The sequence below is a fragment of the Pararhizobium capsulatum DSM 1112 genome (genome assembly GCF_030814475.1).
Classification (GTDB): Bacteria; Pseudomonadota; Alphaproteobacteria; order Rhizobiales; family Rhizobiaceae; genus Pararhizobium; species Pararhizobium capsulatum.
Window position 1 is genome coordinate 29,683 of the sequence record NZ_JAUSVF010000006.1, and the last position, 24,417, is coordinate 54,099.

At 54.4% G+C, this 24,417-nt stretch carries 25 protein-coding genes; 16 read left to right on the forward strand and 9 right to left on the reverse strand.

What is annotated here, in order from left to right; translation table 11 throughout:
* Nucleotides 1–117: 117 nt before the first annotated feature.
* Together QO002_RS29775 and QO002_RS29780 are read right to left on the reverse strand one after the other, a co-directional pair.
* A complete protein-coding gene (locus QO002_RS29775; protein WP_307237024.1) occupies nucleotides 118–1,344 on the reverse strand; it encodes an MFS transporter in 1,227 nt (408 codons plus the stop codon).
* Between the two features lie 8 nt (nucleotides 1,345–1,352).
* Entirely contained in the window at nucleotides 1,353–1,754 is a 402-nt protein-coding gene (locus QO002_RS29780) for a PAS domain-containing protein (protein ID WP_307237027.1), read from the reverse strand.
* 308 nt (nucleotides 1,755–2,062) lie between these two features.
* Here QO002_RS29780 and QO002_RS29785 point away from each other — a divergent pair, with 308 nt between their 5' ends.
* The 6 genes from QO002_RS29785 (at nucleotide 2,063) to QO002_RS29810 (ending at nucleotide 6,973) form a co-directional block, all read left to right on the forward strand.
* Complete coding sequence (locus QO002_RS29785; RefSeq protein WP_307237030.1) at nucleotides 2,063–2,785, forward strand: alpha/beta hydrolase; 723 nt, start codon at nucleotides 2,063–2,065, stop codon at nucleotides 2,783–2,785.
* Nucleotides 2,786–2,900: 115 nt separating this feature from the next.
* Complete coding sequence (locus QO002_RS29790) at nucleotides 2,901–3,887, forward strand: MBL fold metallo-hydrolase (protein ID WP_307237033.1); 987 nt, start codon at nucleotides 2,901–2,903, stop codon at nucleotides 3,885–3,887.
* 89 nt (nucleotides 3,888–3,976) lie between these two features.
* Complete coding sequence (locus QO002_RS29795; RefSeq protein ID WP_307237036.1) at nucleotides 3,977–4,600, forward strand: pyridoxamine 5'-phosphate oxidase family protein; 624 nt, start codon at nucleotides 3,977–3,979, stop codon at nucleotides 4,598–4,600.
* Entirely contained in the window at nucleotides 4,597–5,070 is a 474-nt protein-coding gene (locus tag QO002_RS29800; RefSeq protein WP_307237039.1) for a nuclear transport factor 2 family protein, read from the forward strand. The genes QO002_RS29795 and QO002_RS29800 overlap by 4 nt, the downstream gene beginning before the upstream one ends.
* A gap of 47 nt (nucleotides 5,071–5,117) precedes the next feature.
* Nucleotides 5,118–5,924: a GNAT family N-acetyltransferase gene (locus tag QO002_RS29805; RefSeq protein WP_307237042.1), complete on the forward strand. Its 807-nt coding sequence runs from the start codon at nucleotides 5,118–5,120 to the stop codon at nucleotides 5,922–5,924.
* Between the two features lie 134 nt (nucleotides 5,925–6,058).
* Nucleotides 6,059–6,973 (forward strand): fructose bisphosphate aldolase, encoded by a 915-nt coding sequence (locus QO002_RS29810; RefSeq protein WP_307237045.1) that lies wholly within the window; start codon nucleotides 6,059–6,061, stop codon nucleotides 6,971–6,973.
* 455 nt (nucleotides 6,974–7,428) lie between these two features.
* Here QO002_RS29810 and QO002_RS29815 read toward each other — a convergent pair whose 3' ends face one another.
* The 3 genes from QO002_RS29815 to QO002_RS29825 form a co-directional block, all read right to left on the reverse strand.
* Entirely contained in the window at nucleotides 7,429–7,650 is a 222-nt protein-coding gene (locus tag QO002_RS29815; protein WP_307237049.1) for an IS1096 element passenger TnpR family protein, read from the reverse strand.
* Nucleotides 7,651–7,733: 83 nt separating this feature from the next.
* Complete coding sequence (locus QO002_RS29820) at nucleotides 7,734–8,354, reverse strand: response regulator transcription factor (RefSeq protein WP_307237052.1); 621 nt, start codon at nucleotides 8,352–8,354, stop codon at nucleotides 7,734–7,736.
* Nucleotides 8,344–10,245: a PAS domain-containing sensor histidine kinase gene (locus QO002_RS29825; protein ID WP_307237055.1), complete on the reverse strand. Its 1,902-nt coding sequence runs from the start codon at nucleotides 10,243–10,245 to the stop codon at nucleotides 8,344–8,346. Before QO002_RS29825 ends, QO002_RS29820 begins: the two co-directional genes overlap by 11 nt.
* A gap of 915 nt (nucleotides 10,246–11,160) precedes the next feature.
* Here QO002_RS29825 and QO002_RS29830 point away from each other — a divergent pair.
* Entirely contained in the window at nucleotides 11,161–11,838 is a 678-nt protein-coding gene (locus QO002_RS29830) for an isochorismatase family protein (RefSeq protein ID WP_307237058.1), read from the forward strand.
* On the opposite strand, the gene QO002_RS29835 is transcribed toward QO002_RS29830, so the two are convergent.
* Complete coding sequence (locus tag QO002_RS29835; protein ID WP_307237061.1) at nucleotides 11,822–12,001, reverse strand: hypothetical protein; 180 nt, start codon at nucleotides 11,999–12,001, stop codon at nucleotides 11,822–11,824. The two genes, QO002_RS29830 and QO002_RS29835, sit on opposite strands and share 17 nt — an antisense overlap.
* On the opposite strand from QO002_RS29835, the gene QO002_RS29840 reads away from it, so the two are divergent.
* The 8 genes from QO002_RS29840 to QO002_RS29875 all read left to right on the forward strand — a co-directional run bounded on the left by QO002_RS29840 (nucleotide 12,000) and on the right by QO002_RS29875 (nucleotide 20,538).
* A complete protein-coding gene (locus QO002_RS29840) occupies nucleotides 12,000–12,272 on the forward strand; it encodes a XapX domain-containing protein (RefSeq protein WP_307237064.1) in 273 nt (90 codons plus the stop codon). The two genes, QO002_RS29835 and QO002_RS29840, sit on opposite strands and share 2 nt — an antisense overlap.
* Complete coding sequence (locus QO002_RS29845) at nucleotides 12,272–14,254, forward strand: amidohydrolase (protein ID WP_307237067.1); 1,983 nt, start codon at nucleotides 12,272–12,274, stop codon at nucleotides 14,252–14,254. Before QO002_RS29840 ends, QO002_RS29845 begins: the two co-directional genes overlap by 1 nt.
* Before the next feature lie 170 nt (nucleotides 14,255–14,424).
* The gene (locus tag QO002_RS29850; protein ID WP_307237069.1) at nucleotides 14,425–14,943 is read left to right on the forward strand and encodes a DoxX family protein; all 519 of its coding nucleotides are present in this window, start codon (nucleotides 14,425–14,427) and stop codon (nucleotides 14,941–14,943) included.
* Between the two features lie 205 nt (nucleotides 14,944–15,148).
* Complete coding sequence (locus QO002_RS29855; protein WP_307237072.1) at nucleotides 15,149–15,298, forward strand: hypothetical protein; 150 nt, start codon at nucleotides 15,149–15,151, stop codon at nucleotides 15,296–15,298.
* A 1,709-nt stretch (nucleotides 15,299–17,007) separates the two neighbouring features.
* Nucleotides 17,008–18,705: a tyrosine-type recombinase/integrase gene (locus QO002_RS29860; RefSeq protein ID WP_307237075.1), complete on the forward strand. Its 1,698-nt coding sequence runs from the start codon at nucleotides 17,008–17,010 to the stop codon at nucleotides 18,703–18,705.
* A gap of 244 nt (nucleotides 18,706–18,949) precedes the next feature.
* Nucleotides 18,950–19,729: a tyrosine-type recombinase/integrase gene (locus tag QO002_RS29865; RefSeq protein WP_307237078.1), complete on the forward strand. Its 780-nt coding sequence runs from the start codon at nucleotides 18,950–18,952 to the stop codon at nucleotides 19,727–19,729.
* A gap of 83 nt (nucleotides 19,730–19,812) precedes the next feature.
* Nucleotides 19,813–20,157, forward strand: coding sequence for a hypothetical protein (locus QO002_RS29870; protein ID WP_307237091.1), 345 nt, complete (start codon nucleotides 19,813–19,815; stop codon nucleotides 20,155–20,157).
* Between the two features lie 165 nt (nucleotides 20,158–20,322).
* Nucleotides 20,323–20,538: a hypothetical protein gene (locus tag QO002_RS29875; RefSeq protein WP_307237094.1), complete on the forward strand. Its 216-nt coding sequence runs from the start codon at nucleotides 20,323–20,325 to the stop codon at nucleotides 20,536–20,538.
* A 585-nt stretch (nucleotides 20,539–21,123) separates the two neighbouring features.
* Here the strand turns inward: QO002_RS29875 and QO002_RS29880 are convergent.
* Together QO002_RS29880 and QO002_RS29885 are read right to left on the reverse strand one after the other, a co-directional pair.
* Nucleotides 21,124–21,378, reverse strand: coding sequence for a hypothetical protein (locus QO002_RS29880; protein WP_307237097.1), 255 nt, complete (start codon nucleotides 21,376–21,378; stop codon nucleotides 21,124–21,126).
* 34 nt (nucleotides 21,379–21,412) lie between these two features.
* Nucleotides 21,413–22,366, reverse strand: a complete 954-nt coding sequence (locus QO002_RS29885; RefSeq protein ID WP_307237101.1) for a Rossmann-fold NAD(P)-binding domain-containing protein — start codon at nucleotides 22,364–22,366, stop codon at nucleotides 21,413–21,415.
* A 194-nt stretch (nucleotides 22,367–22,560) separates the two neighbouring features.
* Here QO002_RS29885 and QO002_RS29890 point away from each other — a divergent pair, with 194 nt between their 5' ends.
* The gene (locus tag QO002_RS29890; RefSeq protein WP_307237106.1) at nucleotides 22,561–23,502 is read left to right on the forward strand and encodes a LysR family transcriptional regulator; all 942 of its coding nucleotides are present in this window, start codon (nucleotides 22,561–22,563) and stop codon (nucleotides 23,500–23,502) included.
* 138 nt (nucleotides 23,503–23,640) lie between these two features.
* Here QO002_RS29890 and QO002_RS29895 read toward each other — a convergent pair whose 3' ends face one another.
* The gene (locus QO002_RS29895; protein WP_307237109.1) at nucleotides 23,641–24,411 is read right to left on the reverse strand and encodes an MBL fold metallo-hydrolase; all 771 of its coding nucleotides are present in this window, start codon (nucleotides 24,409–24,411) and stop codon (nucleotides 23,641–23,643) included.
* Nucleotides 24,412–24,417: the final 6 nt, after the last annotated feature.

The window sequence follows — 24,417 nt, forward strand, 5'->3', positions numbered from 1 at the left end:
TTCAGCCTGTTGGTGCGTGAAGCGCTTGGTCAAGTATTTAGTCCCATAATTGGTTGTTATGCCGCACAAATCACAGGCCGATTCCGTTCAAGACCGCCCAATCAAGATCTCCGCAGCCTACGTTCTGCTTTCCTCGATATTCGGAAGGAACCAGGCGAGAAGGCCTGCGAGAGGCAGAAAGGAGCAGATGTAGTAAACTGTCTCAACGCCATAGCTATCTGCGAGTACCCCCAGAAGCGCGGCGGCTATGCCGCCCAGTCCGAAGTTCAGTCCATAAAACAGCCCGCCAATCAGCCCGATTCTATTCGGTAGCAATTCGATCGCATAAATCAGTATCGACGCGAATGCGCTGGCCATGATCAAGTTGATCAACACGGTCAGAACACCGGTCCAGAGCAAACCAACGTGCGGCAGCATCAGCGTCAGTGGGAGAGGTCCCAGGACGGAAATCCAGATTATGCGGTAGCGCCCGATCCGATCGCCCACAATCCCGCCGATGAGCGCTCCAGCTGCTGAAGCCAACAGGAAGATGAAGAGCATCATCTGCGCTGAAGGGATCGAGAGGCCGAACTTCTCCATCAGGTAGAATGTGTAGAATGATCGGAAGCTCTCGCCATACGCGTTCTTGACGAACATGAGCAATGTCAGAACAACCAGGCCAACGCCGATCGTTACCGGTGCATGACGGACGGTCCCGTCCTTCTGATTGCCCTTTTCTCGCATCGCTGCAAACTCGGCACCGATCTGACGCTGTTTGCTTCCGATCCAAACCAGGAGCGTCATCGCCAGCAATGCCAGCACAGCAAACCACGCGAGGCTCGGCTGCCCCCAGGGCACGATGACCAGCGCCGCGAAAACTGGGCCGAGCGCGCCTCCGGCCTGACCGCCAACCTGGAAAAGCCCCTGCGCCAATCCTTGGCGGCCACCGGCTGCATACCGCGCCATACGAGTGGCTTCGGGGTGGAAAATGGATGATCCAATACCAATCAGGGCGACCGATACGAGGATCATCGCGTAGCTATGAGCGAAAGCGAGGCTGACCAGACCCGAGAGCGTGAACATCATTCCTACGACAGGCGAATAGGGTGCGGGATGTTTGTCGGTGATCATGCCGATTGCCGGCTGCAGTAGCGAGCCGGCAATCTGAAACGTCATGGTGATCATGCCAATCTGCACGAAATCTAGGGCATAGGCATCCTTCAAGATCGGATACGCGGCGGGGATCAGGGATTGCATCAGATCGTTCAGCAGGTGGGTCAGACCCAGGACGGCCAGCACCGTGAGATAAGTTCTGGGCTGTGTCACGGTGGATACGGCGGCTGTCATATGTACCTTCGTCGTCATGCAGAAGCTCAGTGGTATGAAGAATTCTCCCGTCCACTACAAGTGTCACAATTGCGATCCTCGATATCAAGAACCACGCATACCACCTGACGACCTTTCCTCCCGGATCGGGCCGTGGCTTTTGCCGAAGAACTACACCACCTAAACTCGGCGTCCGCGCGTCTGAGCCGTCCCTCGACTTCCTTGGCGGTCTTGTAAGTCATGATGTTCCGCCAATCCGTGCCTAGTCGATCGAGCTCATCGGGATGGAAGAGGCGGTAGAAGTTTTCGCCGGCAATATCAGCAAGTAGCAGACCGACATATTCCAGGAAGTGCTGATTGGCGAAATCCAGCATTCCATCGGATGTTGTAGACCAAGCCATTGCCGGGATCATGTCGATGATCTCGTCAGGATGTGTTGGGTTTTCCAAGTCGATCCCCCGGCTGCGTGTAACGCTGGTGCGGGGCTGAAAATACTCTGTGCTGCGATATTAGGTTAGCTGAGATTTATAGACCAAGGTCTATTTCTGCAGTCCCTTCGTCTAGTCGGAGGGGACCAATGTCTCAATTGAGAGTTGGCGTCATCAGCCCTACCATGGCCGTCAAGCGAGTGGAGCACGCCAGCATTAGCAGTGCATCATCACACTCATCGAGGCAATGCTATATCCGCCAAAAAACTCAACGCTGTTGAGCTTTCGCGGGCAGATCAGTCAAATGGTGTCACCCGGGAGCTCGCGCAATGACCCTAGATACTCCTCGTCCTCTATCCGAATCGGTTTCAGTGGTGCTTGTGCACGGTGCGTTCGTGGATGCCTCCGGTTGGCGAAAGGTCTACTACACCTTGTCGGAGGAAGGCTATGAGGTTCTCGTTGTTCAGAACTCTGCTGTAACCTTCGAGCAGGATGTTGAGCGCACCAAAAGCGTTATCGCCGAGGCGAAGCATCCAGTTGTGCTCGTTGGGCATTCTTACGGTGGCGCCGTCATCACGGAGGCAGGGATCGAAGAAAAGGTCCTGAGTCTCGTTTATTTAGCAGCCTTCGTTCCCGACGCCGGGGAATCCGTCTTCGACCTGGCCTCGCAAGCGGTCCCTGGTGCGGAGACAGCCCCACTCCTTCCGCCGAAGGATGGCTTCATCAAAATCGATCCGCAGAAGTTTGCGGCCGCATTCTCGGCCGACATAGATCCCGCCGAAGCGCAGTTTATGGCTGCCGCCCAGAGGCCGTGGGGCCTTGAAGCCGTCCAGGGCAAGATCACCTCTGCGGCATGGAAAACCAAGCCATCCTTCTATCTGCTCGCAACGGAAGATCGGATGATACCCGCTCAAGCGCAGGCAGCGATGGCCGCGCGCGCAGGTGCCGCGGTCGTAGAGGTTAGCAGCAGCCATGCGGTAATGCTGTCCCAGCCTGACGAAGTCGCAGAGCTCATCACAACAGCAGCTGAGCCGAACCAGCAAAGGAGCTGAGCGTCAGCTGCTGTCCACATCAATCACCGACTGGGGGAATACCATGCGCAACTTCTTTATGCCGACACGTTCACAGGCACCACAAACATCACCGACTAAACCCGAGGAGAATGGCATGCCTCAGCTTTCACGCCGCGCCTTCGCGAGCGCTCTGCCTCTTGGTCTCGTTGGAGGAACCTTTTTCGGCGGAAGTCTTCTCAGCGACTTGACTGCCGAGGCTGCAACATCCAAGGCTGCCGGAACCCCCGTCGCAACAACGCCGTTTGCACAGATTCGCATCGGCCGTTTTACGGTGACGGCGCTTACGGACGGGTATGCCGATATGCCCTACAACTATTTCCCGGGACGCTCAGCCCAGGAAGTGGAAAAGGCCGCAAACGCCCAATTTACGGCCAGACCCAGCGGGGTTCGTTTTCTGTTCAATCAATACCTCGTTGAAGACGGTAAGCAACGCATCCTGATCGATGCCGGCGCTGCAGGTTCTATCGGGGAAACCGGGCATCTGCCGCAGGCGCTGGCCACGCTCGGTCTGAAGCCGAGCCAGATCGATGCCGTTATCGTGACACATATGCACCAGGACCACATGGGCGGTTTGGTTCCCGGCGGTAAGAACAATTACCCCGATGCCGAGGTCTATGTAGACCGTCGCGACGTCAAGCACTGGACCGACCGGGCTAAGCGCAATGGCGCGCCTGATTTCCTGCAGCCCAGCTTCAAGATGGCTGAAGAGGTGGTGCGCCTCTATCCGAAGCTGCAAGCGATCGACGGAGAGCGCGAGATCGTTCCCGGCGTCTCGATTGTCGACCTGACCGGCCATACGCCTGGCCATATCGGCGTCCGCATCGAGGATGGCGCCAAGAGCCTGATCATGGTTTCCGACATGATTTTCCCGGTTGTCCATCCGGCTGCGTCGGACGTGTTCTTCCTGTTCGAACAGGATCAGGCTGCTGCGAAAGCCATGCGCGATCGCTTCTTCCCACAAGCTGCCTCGGAAGGTGCCCTGATCGCTGCGACACACATGCCATTCCCAGGTCTTGGTCGCGTGGTCTCTGATCGTGGTCAGATGCGCTGGGAAGTAGCCGACTGGGCCTTGCAAGATTGATGCTTTAGCCGAAGGATTTAGGCACCTGAAGATAGATTAAGGCCCGCATTATCCGCTGATGCGGGCCTCCTCGAGTATGGAGACGAGGTATGGCGTACCACTTTCTGGAAGTCGCCGTGACGCCAAGCGTCCGAGCCGCGCAGGCGGATATGGGGGTCGACCAGATATGGCTGGGCGAGCACGATCGCCCTTCGGATACTTTGACGGAGAATGAGATCGCTTTCATCGCGACGCGCGACAGCTTCTATATCGCGTCTGTGTCAGAAACGGGTTGGCCGTATGTTCAACATCGCGGTGGGAAAATCGGTTTCCTCAAGGTTGTTGATCCGCAAACGATGGCATTTGCCGACTATCGCGGAAACCGCCAGTACATCAGCGCAGGGAATTTCGCAGCCAACGACCGCGCCTGTCTGTTCCTAATGGACTATGTCCGACGGACCCGGCTCAAAGTCTATGCCCACGTCGAGCGGCTGACGCTCGACGCCGACCAATCGCTCACGGACCTCGTATCCGATCCGACGTATAGGGGCCGTGCAGAGCGGATATTCAAGCTCCGGGTCGAAGCATACGACTGGAACTGTCCCCAGCACATCATCCCCCGCTACACCGAACAGCAGGTTGAGCAAGCAGTCGCACCGCTTCGTCAGAAGCTGCAACAGCTGGAAGCTGAAAATGCAGCGTTGCGGGCAAGATTAGAAGGAAGATCCGAATGACCGACGCTGAAAGACCGCCTCTGCCCCCGTTTACATCAGAGACGGCTGCCGAAAAGGTGCGGCTTGCCGAAGATGGCTGGAATAGCCGGGACCCGGGCAAGGTCGCGTTCGCATACACGGTTGATAGTCAGTGGCGTAACCGCGTCGAGTTCGTCAATGGTCGTGAGGCAATCGTTGCTTTTCTCACAGGAAAATGGCGGCGGGAGCTCGACTACCGTCTGATCAAGGAGCTGTGGGCGTTCGATGGCAACAGGATTGCCGTCAGGTTTGCATATGAGTGGCATGACGACAGCGGCAATTGGTTCCGATCCTTCGGCAACGAGAACTGGGAGTTCAATGATAGTGGCCTGATGGGCAAGCGATACGCCTGCATTAACGACCTGCCGATCCGCGCGGAAGACCGTCGCTTTCACTGGCCGCTCGGTCGTCGGCCCGACGACCACCCGGGGCTCAGCGAGCTTGGTTTCTGATCAACCTCGTTTCCATCTCCATCAGTCGAAGACAGCGGCATGGTCATTTGAATTCGCATTTTTCACAACGTTCATCTCCGGCAGAAGAGGAGGCTATCGAGGTCAAAGCCTTCGTCGATCTGTACAATGTCTCACCGGCAGAGCTCAGGGCGGAAGAGCATTTTGAATGCCTGCCCATCAACCGTGGATGCGCAATCTCGCTGCCAAGCGCGCCGGCCATCGGTCTGAACCGTGTATTGGGACTGAACTCCGTGACGGATCTTGAGGAAGCCTATGAGTGGATGATTGGAAAGACCGGACACCGGTTTTTCCAGGTAAATATAGATAAGGTTTCGGCCGGGACTAAAGACTGGATCCTTGCCAAGGGTCTGCTTGAGTATGGTGTCGGCTGGGCGAAGCTTGTCTACGACGGCTCATCAGTGAACCTTTCGGAGCCCAACTCTTTCCGAACGCGCCTCGTTCATGTTGAGGAAGCCATGCTCTTTGGATCGATGGTGTGCAAAGGCTTTAACTTTCCATCGACCCTGACGAGGTTGTGGTCTGCAATCGTCGGAAAAGGAGGCTGGTCGTGTTTTTTCGCCCTCGATGGTGAGTATCCAGTCGGAACAGCTGCCATGTATCAGTCTGGCACTTACGCATGGTTAGGCGGTGGCACGACACTTCCGGAGTTCCGAAATCGCGGTGTTCAAAAAGCGCTCATCAAAAGCCGTGTCGAACATGGGCTCGGCAACGGCGTGTCGACATTTGCCGTCGAGACATTGGAACCTGTAGTTGGAGAACCGAATATTTCCTTTGATAACCTTAGGAAAGTAGGCTTCCGGCAGGCATTTCACCGGAAGAACTTCAGGTTGTGAGATGGCAATCTTGCCCGATGGGCTCGCCCGCCATCTGCCTCGCCGGCCGTGCACACTAGCGCAAGGACGCGCGGTATCTTCTCGCTGAGCCACGCCTCGAAATTTCTGTTCAATCGGAGGAAGGGAAAGTACGCATGAATACGGAAACTCGCAAAGAAATGGCCGCCCGGTTGACTTCAACACCCGGGATTGTCGCAGCGCTCGATCAAAGCGGAGGCTCTACCCCCGAGACCTTGCGCTCATACGGAATATCCGACGCGGCCTATCAGGGCGAAACGGAAATGTTGAAGCTTATCCATGAGGTGCGCGTAAGGATAATGACCGCCCCCACATTCTCTAGCGAACGTGTAATTGGCGCCATCTTGTTCGAACACACTATGGATCGCTCCATCGGCGCCAAATCAATCCCGGCTTACCTTTGGGAAGATCGCGGAATTTTCTCCTTTCTAAAGGTCGACAGCGGTCGAGAAGCTGAGCAGGACGGCGTTCAGTTGATGAAGCCCATGCCAAATCTGAGCAATTTGCTAGAGCGCGCATTGGAAAAAGGCGTCCTCGGGACGAAAATGCGTTCGGTCGTGCATTCAGCGTCCGAAAAAGGCATTTCTATTGCTGTTAGGCAACAATTTGACGTGGCATCGACCATCCTAAAGAATGGATTGATCCCGATTATCGAGCCTGAGGTTCTCGTCAGCAGCCCGGATAAGGTGATTGCCGAAGCCATTTTGGTCAAGGAAATCCTCAAGAACCTTTCGGAACTTGCTCATGGAACGCAGGTCATATTGAAGCTTACTCTGCCAAGTCAGCCCGATCTCTACGCAGCACTTGTCGAGCATCCTAAGGTTGCCCGGGTTTTTGCCTTATCCGGGGGCTATAGTCTAAAGGTCGCTTGTGAAAAACTCAGAGAGAACACCGGGGTGATCGGAAGCTTCTCGCGGGCTCTGTTTGAGAATCTACGTGTTTCCATGCCCAACGCCGAATTCGACCTAAATCTCTCTCAAAACATTGAGGAAATATATTTGGCTAGTACACAGAAAGGCGAGAACGCGTGACGTGGTGCATTCGAGAGTGCGATGTACGACTACGTGAAATTTAATGCCTGTTCCCTGTTGCGCCGACGACAAATTTGCCTTGACGCGACACTCGACAACCACCGGACGGGTAGTGAGTTCAGATCTACGGCAATGGCGGCGGTTTTGCTCAACCGTAGTACATCATCTCGGCTTGGAAAGCAAAGTAGTTGATCAATTTGAGATTGCAGAGACATAGGGTGCCGGGGGGTCGAATCCGTCCCAGGCGTTCACCTTGAACCTAGCCAATTTATTTCTTCGGAACGGCTTTCGGCTTCGGTTGATACAGGTGTCGTTTGGCGTTCGAGCGGAGAGCATTGTGGAAATCCGTGTCCGCTATCTGAATCAAAAAAGCCACCGCACCACTAAATGGTTTCGGCATATTCGGGATCTTCGTCAATATTTCGACTCGCCATACTGGAGACCACCACGTCGAACTAATAGCGATGATAGTTCCACCACTTGAAGGCAGCTTGGATTCCAAGATGCAGATGCTCCAGGTTCCAATCGACACGCAGAATGAGACGGCGCCAGACGCCCGGCTCGATCTCATCGATAGAAACTCTAATCTGCAGAGTTTTCGCGGCTTTGTACATTGGCCGAGTGAACAAGGTTGCCGGCGGATCGTCAAGACGTTCGCTCGCGCGCCGCATGGCCATTTTGCGTCGTCGTACGTTCGGTTGCAATCAAGAGCATGGAAACATGCTCCCGCTTAACGCACTTCATCTCCACTGAGCTTCGCCTACAACAATCCGTCGGCCATTTTGACCAAATGAGCGACTGAAGTTGCCTTCATCTTCCGCATCATGTGGCCCCGATGAAGCTTCACCGTTGCCTCAGCAAGTTGAAGCTCTGCCGCAATCTGCTTATTAAGTTTACCGACGATCACTAAAGCCATAATTTGGCGCTCACGCTCCGTCAGCATCAAATATCTTGATCGGGTGGCCACGTTCAGTGTTTTTTCCTCTCGACGAGCGGCGTCGCGAGCGATCGCGCGGTTGACGGCTTCCAACAGATCTTGCTCCCGCACCGGTTTGCTAAGTACGTCTATGGCGCCCGCCTTCATCGCCCGCACCGCCATGGGCACATCGACGTGAGCGCTAATCAACACGACGGACCGAGGAAGATTGCTCTTTGCCAACTCCTCCTGAAACTCAAGTCCGCTTTGGCCGGGAAGTCGGATGTCGAGAACTATACACGCGGCTTTTTCGGGATCGTCTGCGGCCATGAACTCTTTTACGGAGCCGTGGGTTTCAGCGCTTAGGCCCACGGACTCGAACAGCCCCTTGAGAGCTTCGCGGACGCTTTGATCGTCATCAATGATGATGACAGTGGGCCGTCTGTTCTTCCTGTCATCGATCAATGGCCGCGTCCTTGAAGCTGGAGAGCGTGAAGTTAAATGAGCTCCCGCGTGGATGACTGGATGTAGCCCAGATGCGCCCTCCATGAGCCTCAACGATAGAGCGGCAGATAGAAAGGCCCATTCCTATGCCGTCAGGTTTCGTGGTGTAGAACGCCTCAAATACCCGGTCGAGCTGTTCAGGGGGGATAGCTTCCCCCGTATCAGAAACACTAACTTCGACTCCGCCCTCTGGACGCTGCGTGCACTTGACCCTGATCACTGCATCTGCGCCAGGAGGCATTGCCTCAGCGCTGTTCATTATCAGATTAAGCAGGACCTGTTGTAACTGCGTGCGATCACCCAAGACATAGACGGGGTCTGGCGTAAGATCCGTGACGACCTGTAAGCCTCGGGATTGCAGCTCTTCCCGCAGAAGGAAAAGCACGTCACGAAGCGCTCTGGTAAAGTCAGTCCTCTCCATACTCACCGGAGATCTCTGGGCCATTGCACGTATACTGGCAACAATCTCGCCGGCGCGATGCCCGTCATTCACAACCCGCTCCGCGGCCAGGCGAGCCTGCTCAAGATCTGTATGTCCGTCCTGAAGCCAGCGCAGGCAGGTCCCGGCATTGGTAACAATCGCCATCAGCGGCTGATTGATCTCGTGTGCGATCGAGACGGCCAGCTCGCCGATGGTGGTCAGCCGGGTAACATGTGCAAGGTGGCTCTGGCTCTGCCGAAGGGACTCTTCTGCTCGTTTGCGATCCTCGATGTCCACAACCACGCCGTACCACCGCACGACATTTCCTTCCGCATCAAGTAGTGGGCTTTGTTGCAGGTTGAACCACCTGTATTCGCCGTCGAACCGTCTGATGCGGGCATCTACTGGATCGGGGCGTTTGGTGGCAACAATTTCCTCCCAACTTATGCGCATGCGTTCAACGTCTTCAGGATGAAACATCCGATAAAAACCGAAGCCTACGATTTCTTCGAAGGGAAGGCCGACAAAATCGGTTAGATGCTGGTTCCAGTATTCAAGCCGCCCGTCCGGCGTGCACGACCACGCCATGGCTGGGATGGTATTGATGATGAGGTTGAGCTTGTGCTCGCTCTCTCTGAGTGCGGCCTCGCTCGCACGCAGAGCGTTCTCGGCGCACTGGAGATTTTCGATGTCGATGTTAACACCGAACCAGCGCACGATGCCATTGGCATCCTTCAGTTTCCGACCGGAGAAATAGAACCAGCGGTATTGTCCATCTCTGCCACGGATGCGACCTTTCAACTGGGTGTGGTCGGAATGCTCAAGGTCCCGCTTCCAGATCTCCACCATCTCCGGAATATCATCGGGATGGTAAAGGTCTAGAAAGCCCCACTCGAGGATTCGTTCGGCCTGCAGGCCGGCATAGTCAAGCCAACTCTGGTTCACAAAATCCGCGCTTCCATCAGGTCGTGCTGACCATACGAGCACCGGAAGCGAATCGATGATGAGCCGGAGATTTTCTTCGCTAGCCGCAAGTGCCGATTTCGTCTCCTTGAGCGCAACTTCGGCTTGTTTACGATCTTCGATATCGAGAACGACACCATACCATTTCAGAACATTGCCTTCGGGATCGAGATGAGGCTTTTGACGAAGAGAGCACCAGCGGTAATCGCCATCCGCGCGCCTGATCCGACCTTCGACTTCCCTTCCCGTCTTGGAAGACATGATGCTCCGCCACTCCGAGCCCAAATGGGCGACGTCATCGGGATGAAACAGGCGGTAGAAATTTTCCCCGGCAATATCTGCAAGCGGCATGCCGATGTATTCAAGAAAGTGCTGATTGGCAAAATCAAGCATCCCATCAGAAGTCGTCGACCAAGCCATCGCGGGGATCAGGTCGATGATCGTGTCGAAGTTCGTCTGATTTTTCAAGTAATCCCCCACTGCTCGTGCTCTCATAAACTACGCTTTTCCGCTGGACTGCGTTAGCCGAGATTCATAGACGAAGGTCTATTTTTCAATCCTTTCGTCTAGTGGGACGAGACCTTGATCGCAATTGAGAACAGCCCAAATGCGCTTTAAACATAAGCTAAAGCGATTGGCTGAGGTAGCACATAAGGCAACCCACACCCGGAAAGCCTCCGCCGAACTGCCCGTAGCTGTCGACCTGTTTCACGGATGGATAAGCTGGTCGATACCAACTCGGAGCTCGCGTCATGACATTGAAGCAAACTCGACTTGTGCCCCACGCCGTTTCGGTCGTGCTTGTAGACGGGCTTTTGTCGACGCGTCCGGATAGCGGAGCGTCTATCAAACCTTGTCGCAAGTGGGCCATAAAGCCCTCATCGACCGAAACTCCGCCATCTCGTTCACTCAAGACGTTGAGCGCACAAGGGGTGTTATCGCTGAAGCGAAAAATCCGGTGGTGCCCGTCGGACATTCGTATGGTGGTGTGATTAGGGAGCAGGGACCAATGAAAAGGTCGTCAGCCATGTTTACGTGGCAGCCTTCGCTCCAGACGCTGGTGAATCTGTATCCGACTTGGCATCACAAGATATCCCTGGTGCAGAAAAAGCTCCCTTGCTTCCGCCGAAGGGAGGCTTCATTCGAGTGGAACAGGAGAAGTTCCCGTTGGCGCTCTTCGGCGAGGGAAGAGGCCTTTGCCTGAAATTGGAGATTACAATTCCGATGCAGGCGGTTTTATTGCGCGATTTAGATCACCTTTCCTAAAATCAGGCGATACTTGGTTTAACAGCGTATGGCTCGTTTTCGACGACACCCGAGGATGGGGTGCGCTAAGAATTCAGGCAATTGCAGCCGCACAACGAAACAAGATGGAGAATGGTAATGACACTTTCAGCCAACAAATCCAGCATCCTTCCCTCGGGCGGTGGCGCAACCCTGCTCGATCCGTCCGATACGGTGATCCTCCTGCTTGATCATCAGTCTGGTCTGTTCCAGACCGTAAAAGATATCGCAGTCGCTGATCTCCGCAGAAACGTGGCGATGATTGCCAAGCTAGCTACACTTCTCGACATTCCTGTCATCACAACGGCTTCGGAGCCTGCCGGCAGCAACGGCCCGCTTATGCCGGAAATCCATGAATACGCGTCGCACGCCGTTTACGTTCCGCGTAAAGGTGAAGTTAACGCATGGGACAACGACGATTTCGTCGGCGTAGTAAAGGCGACGGGCCGCAAAACACTTGTGATGGCTGGCGTCTGGACAAGCGTATGCGTGATGTTCCCCGCACTCGATGCACGGGCAGCGGGGTACGAAGTATATGCGGTAATGGATGCCTCAGGCGACCCCAGTGAAATGGCATCTCGAGTTTCGCTAGCTCGCTTTGTGCAAGGCGGAGTGAAGCCGACATCCACAAATTCGCTCTTGTCAGAACTCCACCGCACCTGGGCTCGTCCAGAGGCCGGCGACCTCGCCCAGCTTTATGCGATGGCAGCACCTAACTATGCGGCTGTGATCGAGAGTTATCAGAGGGCACAGGACGCTGTCAGGAATGCGGGCTAAACGACTGATTGCGCGCGGGATTGTTTCCAGCCCGCTCGCTCCATTGTGCTGCAAATAGAAACCCTTTCAAAATTGCCGGGCCGAGTGGGCCCGGGAGGAAGTCTCTCGTTCCACCGATGGTGGCCAACAGGGCTGTTCTTCCCACATTGAAGGTCTCAGCCATGAAAATTTATCTCCTGTCCCTCGGTGCCGGCCTGTTGGTGGGCGTGATCTACAGCCTTCTCAATGTCCGCTCGCCCGCTCCGCCTGTCGTCGCTCTGGTCGGTCTCCTTGGCATCCTCGTTGGCGAACAGCTCGTGCCTCTTGCAAAAACCATCTGGAACAAGGAGCCCGGGGCGGTGGCGTGGCTCAACCACGCCAAGCCGCACATGTTCGGACATATGCCCAAGGGCGGGCAGACCTCCAGACAAGACGCTCCCGAGGGCAAAAGCTGATGACGACGCGCCGCACGTTTCTTGGTGCGGCGTCCAGCCTCGCCTTGTCCAATCTCCTCTTGCCGGCCAAAGCCGCGGATACAAACAAGACCGGAGCAGACACCATGCATCCCGATATCATCCTTCACAATGGCCGCGTCACGACGCTGGATCGCGCCAACCCCAATGCAACGGCAATTGCCATCAAAGACGGTTTGTTTGCCGATGTGGGTAGCGATGGCGCTGTCATGGCGTTTGCAGGGCCGGATACGAAAATTATCGACCTCAAGGAAAAGCGCGTACTGCCGGGCCTGATCGACAACCACACCCACGTCGTGCGTGGCGGCTTGAACTTCAACATGGAACTGCGCTGGGATGGCGTTCGTTCGCTGGCAGATGCAATGGACATGTTGAAGCGGCAGGTCGCGATTACCCCTGCCCCTCAATGGGTGCGCGTCGTCGGTGGCTTTACCGTGCACCAGTTTTGGGAAAAGCGTCTGCCGACAATCGAAGAAATCAACGCTGTCGCGCCCGATACACCGGTGTTTCTGCTGCACCTCTATGACAGGGCGCTTCTCAATGGTGCCGCCCTTCGTGCCGTCGGCTACACGAAGGATACGCCCAACCCGCCGGGTGGTGAGATTACGCGCGATCTCAACGGCAATCCGACAGGGTTGCTTTTGGCGAAGCCCAATGCGGGCATTCTCTATTCGACGCTGGCCAAGGGGCCAAAACTGCCGCTGGACTATCAGGTCAATTCGACCCGCCATTTCATGCGGGAACTGAACCGTCTAGGCATCACCGGCGTCATCGATGCGGGCGGTGGTTTCCAGAATTATCCGGACGACTATGAAGTCATCCAGAAGCTTTCCGACGAAAACCAAATGACGGTTCGTCTCGCGTACAATCTGTTTACCCAGAAGCCGAAGGAAGAGAAGCAAGATTTTCTCAAATGGGCGCAGTCGGTCAAATACAAGCAGGGCAATGACTACTTCCGCCACAACGGCGCTGGCGAAATGCTGGTCTTTTCCGCTGCCGATTTCGAGGACTTTCGCCAGCCAAGGCCCGAAATGGCCCCGGAAATGGAAGGCGAGTTGGAAGAGGTGGTGCGGGTCCTGGCGGAAAACCGTTGGCCCTGGCGCCTGCACGCCACTTATGACGAGACGATCACGCGTGCGCTGGATGTTTTCGAGAAGGTCAATAAGGACATTCCGCTGGAAGGCCTGAACTGGTTCTTCGATCATGCCGAAACCATTTCCGACCGCTCCATAGACCGTATCGCGGCTCTCGGCGGCGGCATCGCGACACAGCATCGCATGGCCTATCAGGGCGAATATTTTACGGAGCGCTACGGCCATGGCGTTGCCGAGGCAACGCCTCCGATCCGCAAGATGCTTGACAAGGGCGTCCATGTCTCCGCCGGAACCGATGCCACCCGCGTCGCCTCCTATAATCCATGGGTTTCGCTCTCCTGGATGGTCACGGGCAAGACCGTTGGCGGCATGCAGCTTTATCCGCGCGCGAATTGCCTGGATCGCGAAACGGCGCTGCGCATGTGGACGGAAAAGGTCACCTGGTTTTCCAACGAGGAAGGCAAGAAAGGCCGCATTGAAAAGGGCCAGTTCGCCGATCTCGTCGTGCCGGACAAAGACTTTTTCTCCTGCACCGAAGACGAAATCTCGTTTCTGACCTCAGACCTCACCATGGTCGGTGGCGAAATCGTCTACGGGTCCGGTGACTTCAAGGCGCTAGATGAAAACGACGTGCCGCCCGCTATGCCCGATTGGTCTCCAGTTCGAAAGTTCGGTGGCTACGCCGCCTGGGGTGAACCGGAAGGTGCCGGTCAACGGTCGCTGCGCCGGACAGCCATCACCTCGTGCGGTTGCGCCAGCGATTGCGGTGTTCACGGTCACGACCACGCAGACGCATGGACGTCGAAACTGCCGATTGCTGATCTCAAGGGGTTCTTCGGGGCGTTGGGTTGCTCGTGCTGGGCGGTGTGATTGTCCCTGCTTTGGCGGACAGGCAGTGCGGCCCGTTCGCATTTCATAATTACAGAAAACGCAATTAAATCGGAACTATTGATGCAATTGTGGGCGGCAATGTTTCCGCTCAAGATCACTCCGTCGCAAGACGACAGCCCGTCACGCCGGGCCAAGCTGCAGGAGCAGCCATGACCTACCAAACACATACCGACAATCGAGTGAAAGCAGGTCTGGCGGGCATCATCGCAACGCCAGTGATCCGGACCGTTGCGCTGCTCGCGCTATGCGCTGCCTATATTCAGGGTCCTTTGACCAAGATCTTCGATTTCAATGGCGCCATGGCAGAGATGGACCACTTCCGCCTGCAACCTGCCGCTGTCTTTGCAGTCATTGTCATTGTTTTTGAGCTGACGGCGTCTGCCATGGTAATCTCAGGCGTTCTGCGCTGGGCAGGCGCCTTGGCGCTTTCAGGCTTCACGCTGATTGCCACACTCATCGCACTTCGGTTCTGGGCACTGGCTCCCGGCATGGAGCGCATGATGGCCACCAACGCTTTCTTCGAACATCTAGGCCTTGCTGGAGCATTCGTCTTCGTTGCCGCCTTCGATCTCACCAAGGGAGCGAAGCGAGGAGCTCCCACACATCCACGGGGGGAAGCTTTGCCCCGCTGCGCCAGCCTGTTTTGCAGTGCTCTGGGCCGCGCATAGGTTCCCCTCTTTTGCCCGGTATGTTCTATTTCGCTTCCAAGCCGGGCGACTGCGAGTGCGCCATGGCAATTACCATCCACGAGCGTGATGTTCGGCCTGTACAAAATCCTGAGAAGAAACTGTGATACCGCACACCAGGGAATTACAGGCAATCAACACAGCCTGGCAGATCGCGATGCAAGTTCTTGGCGGAGAGGGGCGCACCATGATCGTGGTCACCCACGAAATAGCCTTCGCCCGAGACGACGGCAGCCGCGTGTTCCTGAGCCAGGGCGTGATCGCCGAGGAAGGAGATTCGAAAGAGGTTCTTGCGAAACCACAAAGTGAGAGGCTGCGCGCATTCCAGTCGTACTAAATAACCTTTCCTCCAAGCGCAATGCTCCGGGCGAGCCCTCGGTCTCCCTACGTCGTGAGTTCCATAATTGATCTTATGCATTTTTCGTTAAAACACTGAAAAAGCTACAGAAAAGCCTTCGTCCGATCCGCTTTCCTACGCTGGGACAATGAGCAAGTTCCGAGCCCTGCTGCGATCGGTTTTGCGGGGCGTCGGCGCTGGTCGCGGGTGCAAACAGAGGCGCACCGAAACTTAGCCCCAAGAAATGCGCGACGCGCTTGACTGCGTTGATCGCAAAACGTTGCCTGGTTTGTTGGCGCCAAGGCTGCTTGTCATGGTCCGGTCGGGACTGGGTTTCACGGCTAGAGGGCCTGAATCGGCAGGATCCGATCAACCCAAATGAATGAACCGAAGCACGGAGTGGAAACGTTCCTTTCACGCCCCGCCCTCCCCCGTGGGTAGCCAAATACCAGGACGGCCACCCTTCATTTTTCGAGTGAAAAGTCTTTCTCAGCTCAAATAAGCGGCTGGGGACCCTGCGAATCCTTGCAGATTTTTTGAATCATATAATTTGAAACCGAAGCCACGGGTGATCTCCGGACGTTAGCGCCTGCTATCCGCGATGCTTTCGGCTCACCCTCATGAACGGCTCTTGTGGCTGCCTTCACCTTACATCCTCAATCCAGAATGAGTGCCGGGGACCCTCGGAATCCTTCCACGGGTTTTGCAATTCTGGAAAATTTTCCTCCGGAGAGGCAGCGCCGGGGACCCTAGAAATCCTTGGCCGGGCCTTAAATCCACGGAACTTGATAAAGGCCTCTCAGATTATTGATCCGGCAATCTGCATGAGAAGCAGGAATGCCCGGAAAAGCGGTGCCGATATCCGCTGTCAAGGTAATCTGTTCACCGCCCGAATTATTGGGGTTGCATTGGATCGCGCGCAGTGGCGCGTGAGGACGATCCGCATCTACTCCGACATGCGCCGTGTGTCCCTGAGAGAGATGAGTGCGGGATTCGCCGACGCAATCAGCAGACATCTGTACCCCGAACTATCTACCTGTTTCCAATGCCTTTACGTGTCCTGTGGACGCGAGGCAGACAACAAGACGACTAATTAATGGCATTGAGGTCTTTTGAAGGGCAGAGGCATCAGAACGAGTCAGAACGTTGCATTCTGTGAATGTGTATATCAAAATAAACTAGTGATTTTGGTGTTAAGATAAACTTGATAATACGAAGGCAAGTAAAAAAATTAGGTGCATTGGCGGAATTTTATTCGTGAAATCTGAATTTTGATCTTGATAATTTGAAAAATTGGAGGTTTCTTTAACTGGCCATTGTGAGCGATGGCCCTGCGCCGATGAGTTCTCCGCCGCGGATTGCGGCGGATCTCAGCGGCGCAAGGATAGTGACTGAAACCGGATCGTGCGGTGAATTGGCCTTTGAGGGCCGGCCGGACTCTCTGTCAAAAGATACGTCTGCTGAAGTCGAGTAGTTTAACGGGGTAACGAGTTCATGCCTCGCGTGGAGATCAGCGCTCGCGGTCTCAATCCGAAACCGCCGCATTGTGCAGTTCAGTGCGGTTCACTTCCCACAGTTCTCCAGTTGTAACCCTCCGGAGTCGGAAACTCGGAGCCTCGCGTAATGCGATAATTTTCGAAATTCAACAGAGTTCACACCCAATGTATTCCCGCAGCGGATCATCGGACGAGAACAAAAGGAGCAAATTCATGAATATCAGGACCGACCTGTATATCGCCAAGAGGAACATGGCGCAGGTAAAAGAAATTCTCAAAACTTCAACTGATCTGTCTGACGGGGACCGTCACCAAATCACATTGGCGTTGAATAGACTCCCCGAGTGGCTAAATATGCCTCTTGAACAAATCCCTGGTGAGGCTCCCCAGTTACGCGAGCTTCTTAAGCACCTCTTTCCGGCCAGATTAAACGTCAGTCCCAAGACGTTCGCCAATTTGAAATCACATTGGCTTAAGGCGATCCTGATCACCTCGGGTCAAGAAGATGTGAACAATTGTCTACTGAGAAGGGAGTGGCATGTCTTCGGCTTCAGCAGTCAATACGATTTTCGAACATACCTAATGCCAGCCGCACGCTATTTCAGCTGCCGCGAGGTGTTGCCTCATCAGGTAACCGATCTATGTATGCAGGACTATTTTCGGTATCGGAGCTTAACATCTCTGCGAAAAAAGCTTGACAACATCATTCGCCCCACGTTGATCGCTTGGAATTGCTTTGCCGATGAGCACCCAGAACTTGAGTTGAATCACGTTACTGTTTCGGCCCGACGCAACGGTCCAACTCTCCCTGACATTGAGAAGCTTCCAACAACTTTTGGGACAGAGGTTTATCAACTTCTCAACTGGTGCGAATGTCGCGATATATTTGCTGACGATGCGCGGACAAGACCGCTTTCTGTTTCATCAAGAGTGGGACTCAAGTTGGATATTAAACGCGCCGTCTCCGCGCTTATAAAAAACGGCATCGGACGGAACGAGATCGATAGCCTGAAGATATTATTCATAAAAGAAAACTTCAAAGCGATACTAAGCTACTACATGGGAGATCGGCTAGAGCCCAAGCCTGTGTTCGATTTGGCCCTTTCTCTTTTCTTGGTTGCCCGTGATTTTCTGCGACTTGATCCCAATCAGTTGGAAGAACTAAAACGAATTGTATACAAGTCACCCCGGCGTCCCGCGGTGATGGCACCGCGCAACGAGGTGAAGTTAGCAGTATTTGATGATCCCGCTTACCTGCTTCGATTGGTCAAGACCCCTACTCTGTTATGGATCCTGGTGCGAGAAGGCGATCCGAAATCGGCGTGGACCATGGCTAAAGCCCATGCCGCTTTGGCCATTTGTATCTTGATCTACATGCCTATTCGGCTCGCGAACCTGGCGTCCCTGTCCTGGGACCGACATATCTACCTCCGGCCTGCCGGACAATCGCGATTGGTGATTCCGGCGCACGAAAACAAATCCGGTACAGCGCTCGATTTTGATATTCCGCCTACCCTTGCGGAAATGTTGCTCGAGTATCGCGAAAAGATTGCGCCTAACGCTATGGGAGGCCCATCGAAGTATCTATTTTTTGGTTCGAATGGGCTTCCCAAAGGGGACGCACAGGTCGCAAGGCTCGTTAAAGAATACACCGAGAGATTTGTGGGAGTACCTCTGAACCCTCATATTTTTCGGCACCTGTGTGCCAAAATCATCTTGGACGCGGATCCCGGCGCGCATGTTTTAGTGCAGCAATTGCTGGGGCATAAGAACCTGTCTACCACAGTAAATTTTTATGCAGGGTACGAGCCCAAGCGAGGCCAGCGCCATCACCAAAAGCTTCTAGAAGAGTCGATCTCTGCCGGCCTAGAGGGCATCCAGGTCAAACGCGAAAGGGATGCCCGTGATTAAGAAGAGGAGAATTTCTTCGCTGTCGTTCGCCCTTTGGCCAGAGGCAGATAGGGACCTGTTCCAGAGGGCTTTTCAATCGTCGGATGACATATTCGAGGACAACTATCGTCGTCCGCTGTCACCGGCCACTCTGCGCTCCTATGAAGGTTGCTACGGGAAGTTTCTGAGTACGGTCGATCCCCCTCGACTACTGCTATCACCCACAGAACGGCTAACTCCTCAGTCGGTGCGGACATTTTGCATTGTGGCTTTCAAAACAATGCGGTTGTCCTCCATCGCGCACGTCCTAAAGAAAGTTTATACGGTCATTAAGGTAATGTGCCCATCGAAGGAGTGGGGATGGCTCTACAAGATAGGCGAGCGCATCGAATATCACGCGAAGCCGCGAAGCCGTCCAGAAGTGCTTAGCAGCGACCTTTACGCCGTGGGTATATCCCTGATTGAATCGTCACTAGACAAAACAAAAGATGCGGTAAATATCTCGATTGCTGACGCGAAAGCATTCCGTGACGGGCTTTTGATCGTATTATTGGTCGAATCTTCCATGCGCCGTAGGGCACTTGCGGGGCTGAGAGAATCTCATTTTAGGAACATCAACGGGCTTTGGCGTATTGAAGTGCCCGCGGATTTGGTTAAGACGGGATCGTCCCAGACCTATTTGTTGTCGCTCCGGCTTACTTCATATCTAGATCATTATTTTTCCAATGTTCGCGAGAGTTTTTCTAGCGGAACGAACGATGCGCTATGGGTTCAAGGTAATCGCGCAATGTCCCCTGGCAGCATCTATCGCATCGTTTGTAGCCGAACCAAGGCCGCCCTAGGGTTTCCTGTGTCGCCTCACCGTTTTCGCAATGCCTTTGCCACGTTCATCGCAGTGGTCGATCCAAAAAACATCCGAATGACAAGAGAAGGCCTGGGCCATCGTTCCTTTACGACGACTGAGAAGCACTACATCGAGCGAGCAAATACGCGAATTGCAAGTCGCCAACACGCGATTGCGCTAGCAGAGCGACTGGGTCGTTGAAATGGTACGATTTTGTATGAGCCCATGATGTTAAACCGCCCCGGCCTTGTCTTCGGAAAAGTCGGGGCGGTTCAGAACGACTGATGAAGTTCACGCTGAAAGTTCGTTGGCAAGCAAACAGAGCGAGCGGAAAGCCGCGCCTTCAACGGGCTTTAAAATCAATTTACAGGAGGAGGAGTCGCCGGCCACTGACGGGGATGGCGAGACCTGACGGCTTTGATCTGGTGGCATTGATGACGATAATTCCAGTCATGAATACTGAAGCTGAAAACGCCTGTTTTGAACCGGAGTGGGTGGCGACATGGAAACGAGATTTCGCAAGCTATCTCGACTTCGGCCACAAGACGCCGCAAACGCCTTCAACCTTTCGCAGCGATCTCTACGCGTGGGGCACTAAGCAAGTGGGACAAGCACCTTTGCAGACATAATACTCAAAATCAGAATGTAAACTTTCACGAAAAGGTGTTTTACCCAAGCCACGAATCTCCCCTCCTGACACAAGAGGTCATCGCAATCGACAACTATCTGAATGATTGGGAGCGACCGCGACTGCGTCTGCCAATTAGTTATCGGGACTAAGAAGGAGATTGGAAATGTTTGAACGTGGGATTGGATATGCGGTCGCCGGTTCGCTTTGCGATGGTCGCGATAAACCCCTGTCACAAGTTGAGGAACGCAGACTGCGCTGGCTTGGCGTCCTAACTCTGATTTTTTGCGCGATTGCCGGCGTTGGCGTTTTTTGGGCTTCATCGACAGGTAGGTTGGAGATCAACTCCAAATATATCGAAACGGATATTGAGAATATCTAAACGCCGTCAGCTGTTGATTATTGATGGGCCGATCCTATTTAGTTTAGCGCTGCCCTCTGTCAGCAATATTTCCATACCGAACTCAAGTCCGTCCGGCAGGCCCTAAGGTATTTACTTATGGCGGTTCAAATATTCGGAGCCGTTCTTCTTGCGTATAGCGATGATGCAGTCGAGGTGCCCCGGGAGGAGGCTGGGGGTTCGGAATCGCACCTTCAGCATGCGGTTTATGGAACAGCGATACGGCTAAAATTATTGTTCCGATGGGACTCGGTCGAAGGGATGGACATAGGCTGGCTTGCCTCCGCCGCAGACGAAGATCGCTGAAGTGATGCCCCACTCTTTGTTCGGCAATTTCACCCTGGAAAAAAACCGCGAAGGCTTGAAGCTCCAAAAAAGTGACGGAGTAAGGTTCATCAGCAGCGTCCCCACCACTTGCCGAATTGTCTTCTTAAGTTGATGTCTCAAAAAACAACCCCTTGTTTCGGAAGTGCCGCGCACTCCGATCATCCCTCGCTGCCGTTTGAGCTCTGCGCTCAATCGCGTTAGGCAGTCTTTAGACCGCTCCTAATATAACCCGATGCCGCATCAGCATCCCGAACATCCCTCGTAGGTTATCTGGATCTGCTCGCAGATCCAGATTCTGAAAGAAAGTGAGCTTTTGCGTGCCGGACATACCTCAGGGCTGAGAAATCCCGTTGAATATCGCACGCTGTCCAACAAGGTGATCTGTGATGCGGCGGTGCGGCCCGGCTCGGCACCAGTAATTACCTTCCAAAGTTCGCCTACGGGATGGTCCCGCGCAAGCTGCCGTATCTCGTCGTCAACTCGACTAAAAGCCACGTGTTGTTCGCCGGAGCGGAATTAAACGCAGGGCCTAGTTCGACCTGAGCTCGCGAAGAACGGCTTTAGCAATCGCGATATCTTGGACAGCTACGCCAGTCAGATCTGCGATGGTAATTTGTGCATCAGATGTCCTTCCTACCGCTGCTCCAGACAGGACTGTGCCGAGTTCCACCACGGTTTTCCGCTGCAAAACCCCGGCCTTGCACGCTTGGTAGATTTCACCTCGGAACTCGCTTTGTGCCAAACTATCGGCAACGACCAAGTCAGCCAACTCCAGAAGTTCGGCTGCAAGTTCGTTTTTCTCGGCCGTGTCCGATCCCATTGCTGTAATATGCGTACCAGGTCTGACCATTGAGGCAGTGAGAAGCGGGTGTTCGGCAGGGGTTGTCGTGACGATCAATCTGCTCCGCTCACACAGCTCATCGAGACCTTTGGCGATGAAGACTTGAAAACCCATTCTGCCTATGTCCGCGGCCGCGTGTTCTGTGGCTTCAGGCCGACGACCCCATATGAACAGGTCTCGGCAGTCGGTCACGCGACGCAGGTAGTCGGCCTGTAGGCGTGCCTGCACTCCGGTGCCGACGATACCGATCGCGCGAAGATTGCCGGGGGCGAGTGCCTTGGCCGCGACTGCACCTGCAGCCGCAGTCCGATGGTTTGTCAATTCTCCCTCTTCCAGCAGGACGGCGTCAATCACGCCCGTTTTCTGGCTAAGGACGATCATGCATCCGTTGAACGGCGGCAGACCGATGGTCGGATTATTGAAGAAGCCGGTAGCAAGCTTAACGACGAACACGTCATCGCCGCGAATTGCACCGAACTTGATATGCAACTCGCCGGAATTTTCAGGGAATAGCAGTTCGCCCACCGGCGCCACTTCTACGTCCCCCTTCGAAAAGGCTACAAACCCTTGAGCGACCGCTTCAGTTGCATCTACACGAGGCAATACGGCATCGATTTCAGCTCGCGTATAAACAGTTCTCATCGGGTTCGTCTCCTCAACGTGCGCCAGTGAGGCATCTTTAGCGATAATCTTAAGAGATAAATCGGCGGACTTGGAAAGCTGAGTTGCTCAGCAGGAAACTGTCAATTTTGGGTTTCGTGCTTTCCCATATCAGCTTGCTATAGTTTCCCAAAAATACAAGTATGAGCTTTTAGTTTAGCAAACAGGATCGTTTCATGACCCTTCCAGTGCGCCTGTTTTCGGGTCAGATATCGGACTTTGACTTGAAGCTCATTCGCACCTTTCGTTCTGTGGCGGATTGCAGCGGTTTTTCGCTTGCAGAAATCGAACTAAACATGACGAAATCAGCGATCAGCAAACAGATCGCTGACCTGGAAATTCGATTGGGTGTGCAGCTTTGCCACCGAGGGCGGTCGGGCTTCGCTTTGACCGCTGAAGGACAATATGTCTATGATGCGAGTACCAAGATGTTGGGCGCTCTAGAGGGATTTCGCACCGAACTGAGCGCGCTTCAAAAACATCCTACCGGAACCTTGCATATTGGATGCATTGACTCGCTGGTCACCAGCGAAAAGTCCCCGGTCCTGGCGATCTTGACCCGCTTCTCAACCGACTTTCCGGACGTGAAGATCAAGATAATTACCACCTCATCCGCTGAGATTGATCAGTCTGTTGCGGACCGGCGCGTGCAGATCGGATTTTCTACCGACCGAGGAATGATCAAAGGAGCGAAAAGCATCTCGCTGTTTTTTGAACACAGCTATCTTTATTGCGGACGAAATCACCCACTTTTTGAGTATATCGAAAGCGATCTGAGCCTCGATCTGCTCAACGAACAGCGATTTGCGCAACATGCCTATTCAGAGTCCGAGCTTCGGGATGAGAACAAGATCGGGCTTACTCCGGCCGCAACCGGGCAATTTACGGAAGGGATTGCCATGTTGATACTGACGGGGAATTATATCGGTTTCTTGCCTCAACACTACGCCAAGGGTTGGGTAGACAGCGGCGTCATGCGCCCCCTGCTTCCCGTTCATATTCGCAAAATGACCAAAATTCGGCTACTCTTTCATGAAGACGCCGTTGTCATGCCTCTTGTCGCAGCCTTTGTCAAAACGGCAGAAACTGTGCGAAAAGCCGGCCTCACGGCCGGCTGATGACAGACAAACGGCGCCGGCAGCGACATCAGCGCTGATGCGCAACAATACAACAAGACGCTGCGTTCAACGTAAACTTGCTTAGGCATCTTGTTTTCAAAGTCGAAAGCCTCCCAACAAGGCTCGTGTCTGGAGTTGTTAGGCGGTTTGAGCGAGATAGTCCTCGATGACCTTGCGAAAGCGTTCCAAGTGTATGGGCTGCTCGTGTCCGCCGTACACTACGCGGGGATTCAAAGGGAGCAGGCGTTGCAGCGATTGCCGGTTGTCGGGGACGCTGGAATGGTGAAGCTTATCGTAAGGCTTGCCGTCATAAATGGTATCGCCGCCGAAGAGAATTCGATTGGATGCGTCCCAAAGGCCGACCCCGCCCGGCGAGTGACCTGGCAGGTGAAGAACTTCAAACTGGCGATCTCCAAGGTTTATGACATGCCCGTCTTCGATCGCCTCGACCTGTGGTGCATGCAGCCTGAAGTCATGGGAGGTAAACCCGGCATGCGGCAAAGCTGTGATGATGGGTCCGTGAAGCCTGTCGTCCTGAACGAGCAATGTCTGGAGATCGAGAATGTCGTAGTTTCTACTGGCAAGAGTCACGTCAGGATCGAGTATCCGCAGCCCCTCGGCTTCCGCGCTGTGGCATAGGGTTAACGGCCATTCATGGAGTCCACCGATATGATCCGCATGGGCGTGCGTCGCCAAGACGATGGTCGGCTCTAGCCCGTAGTCAGCCAAGAATGGCCTGAGGGGCCTCACTCCGTTAAGAGCGTCGATCAGCAAAGTATCATCGCGCCCGCGCACAACAAAGGCGTTTGCTTTCATGAATCCCGCGACGTGAGGTTCAAAGATCTTGAATATACCGTCCCCAAGGTCATCAATCTGGTACCAGTTTTCGGAAACGGGCAAATCTAACATCAGGGC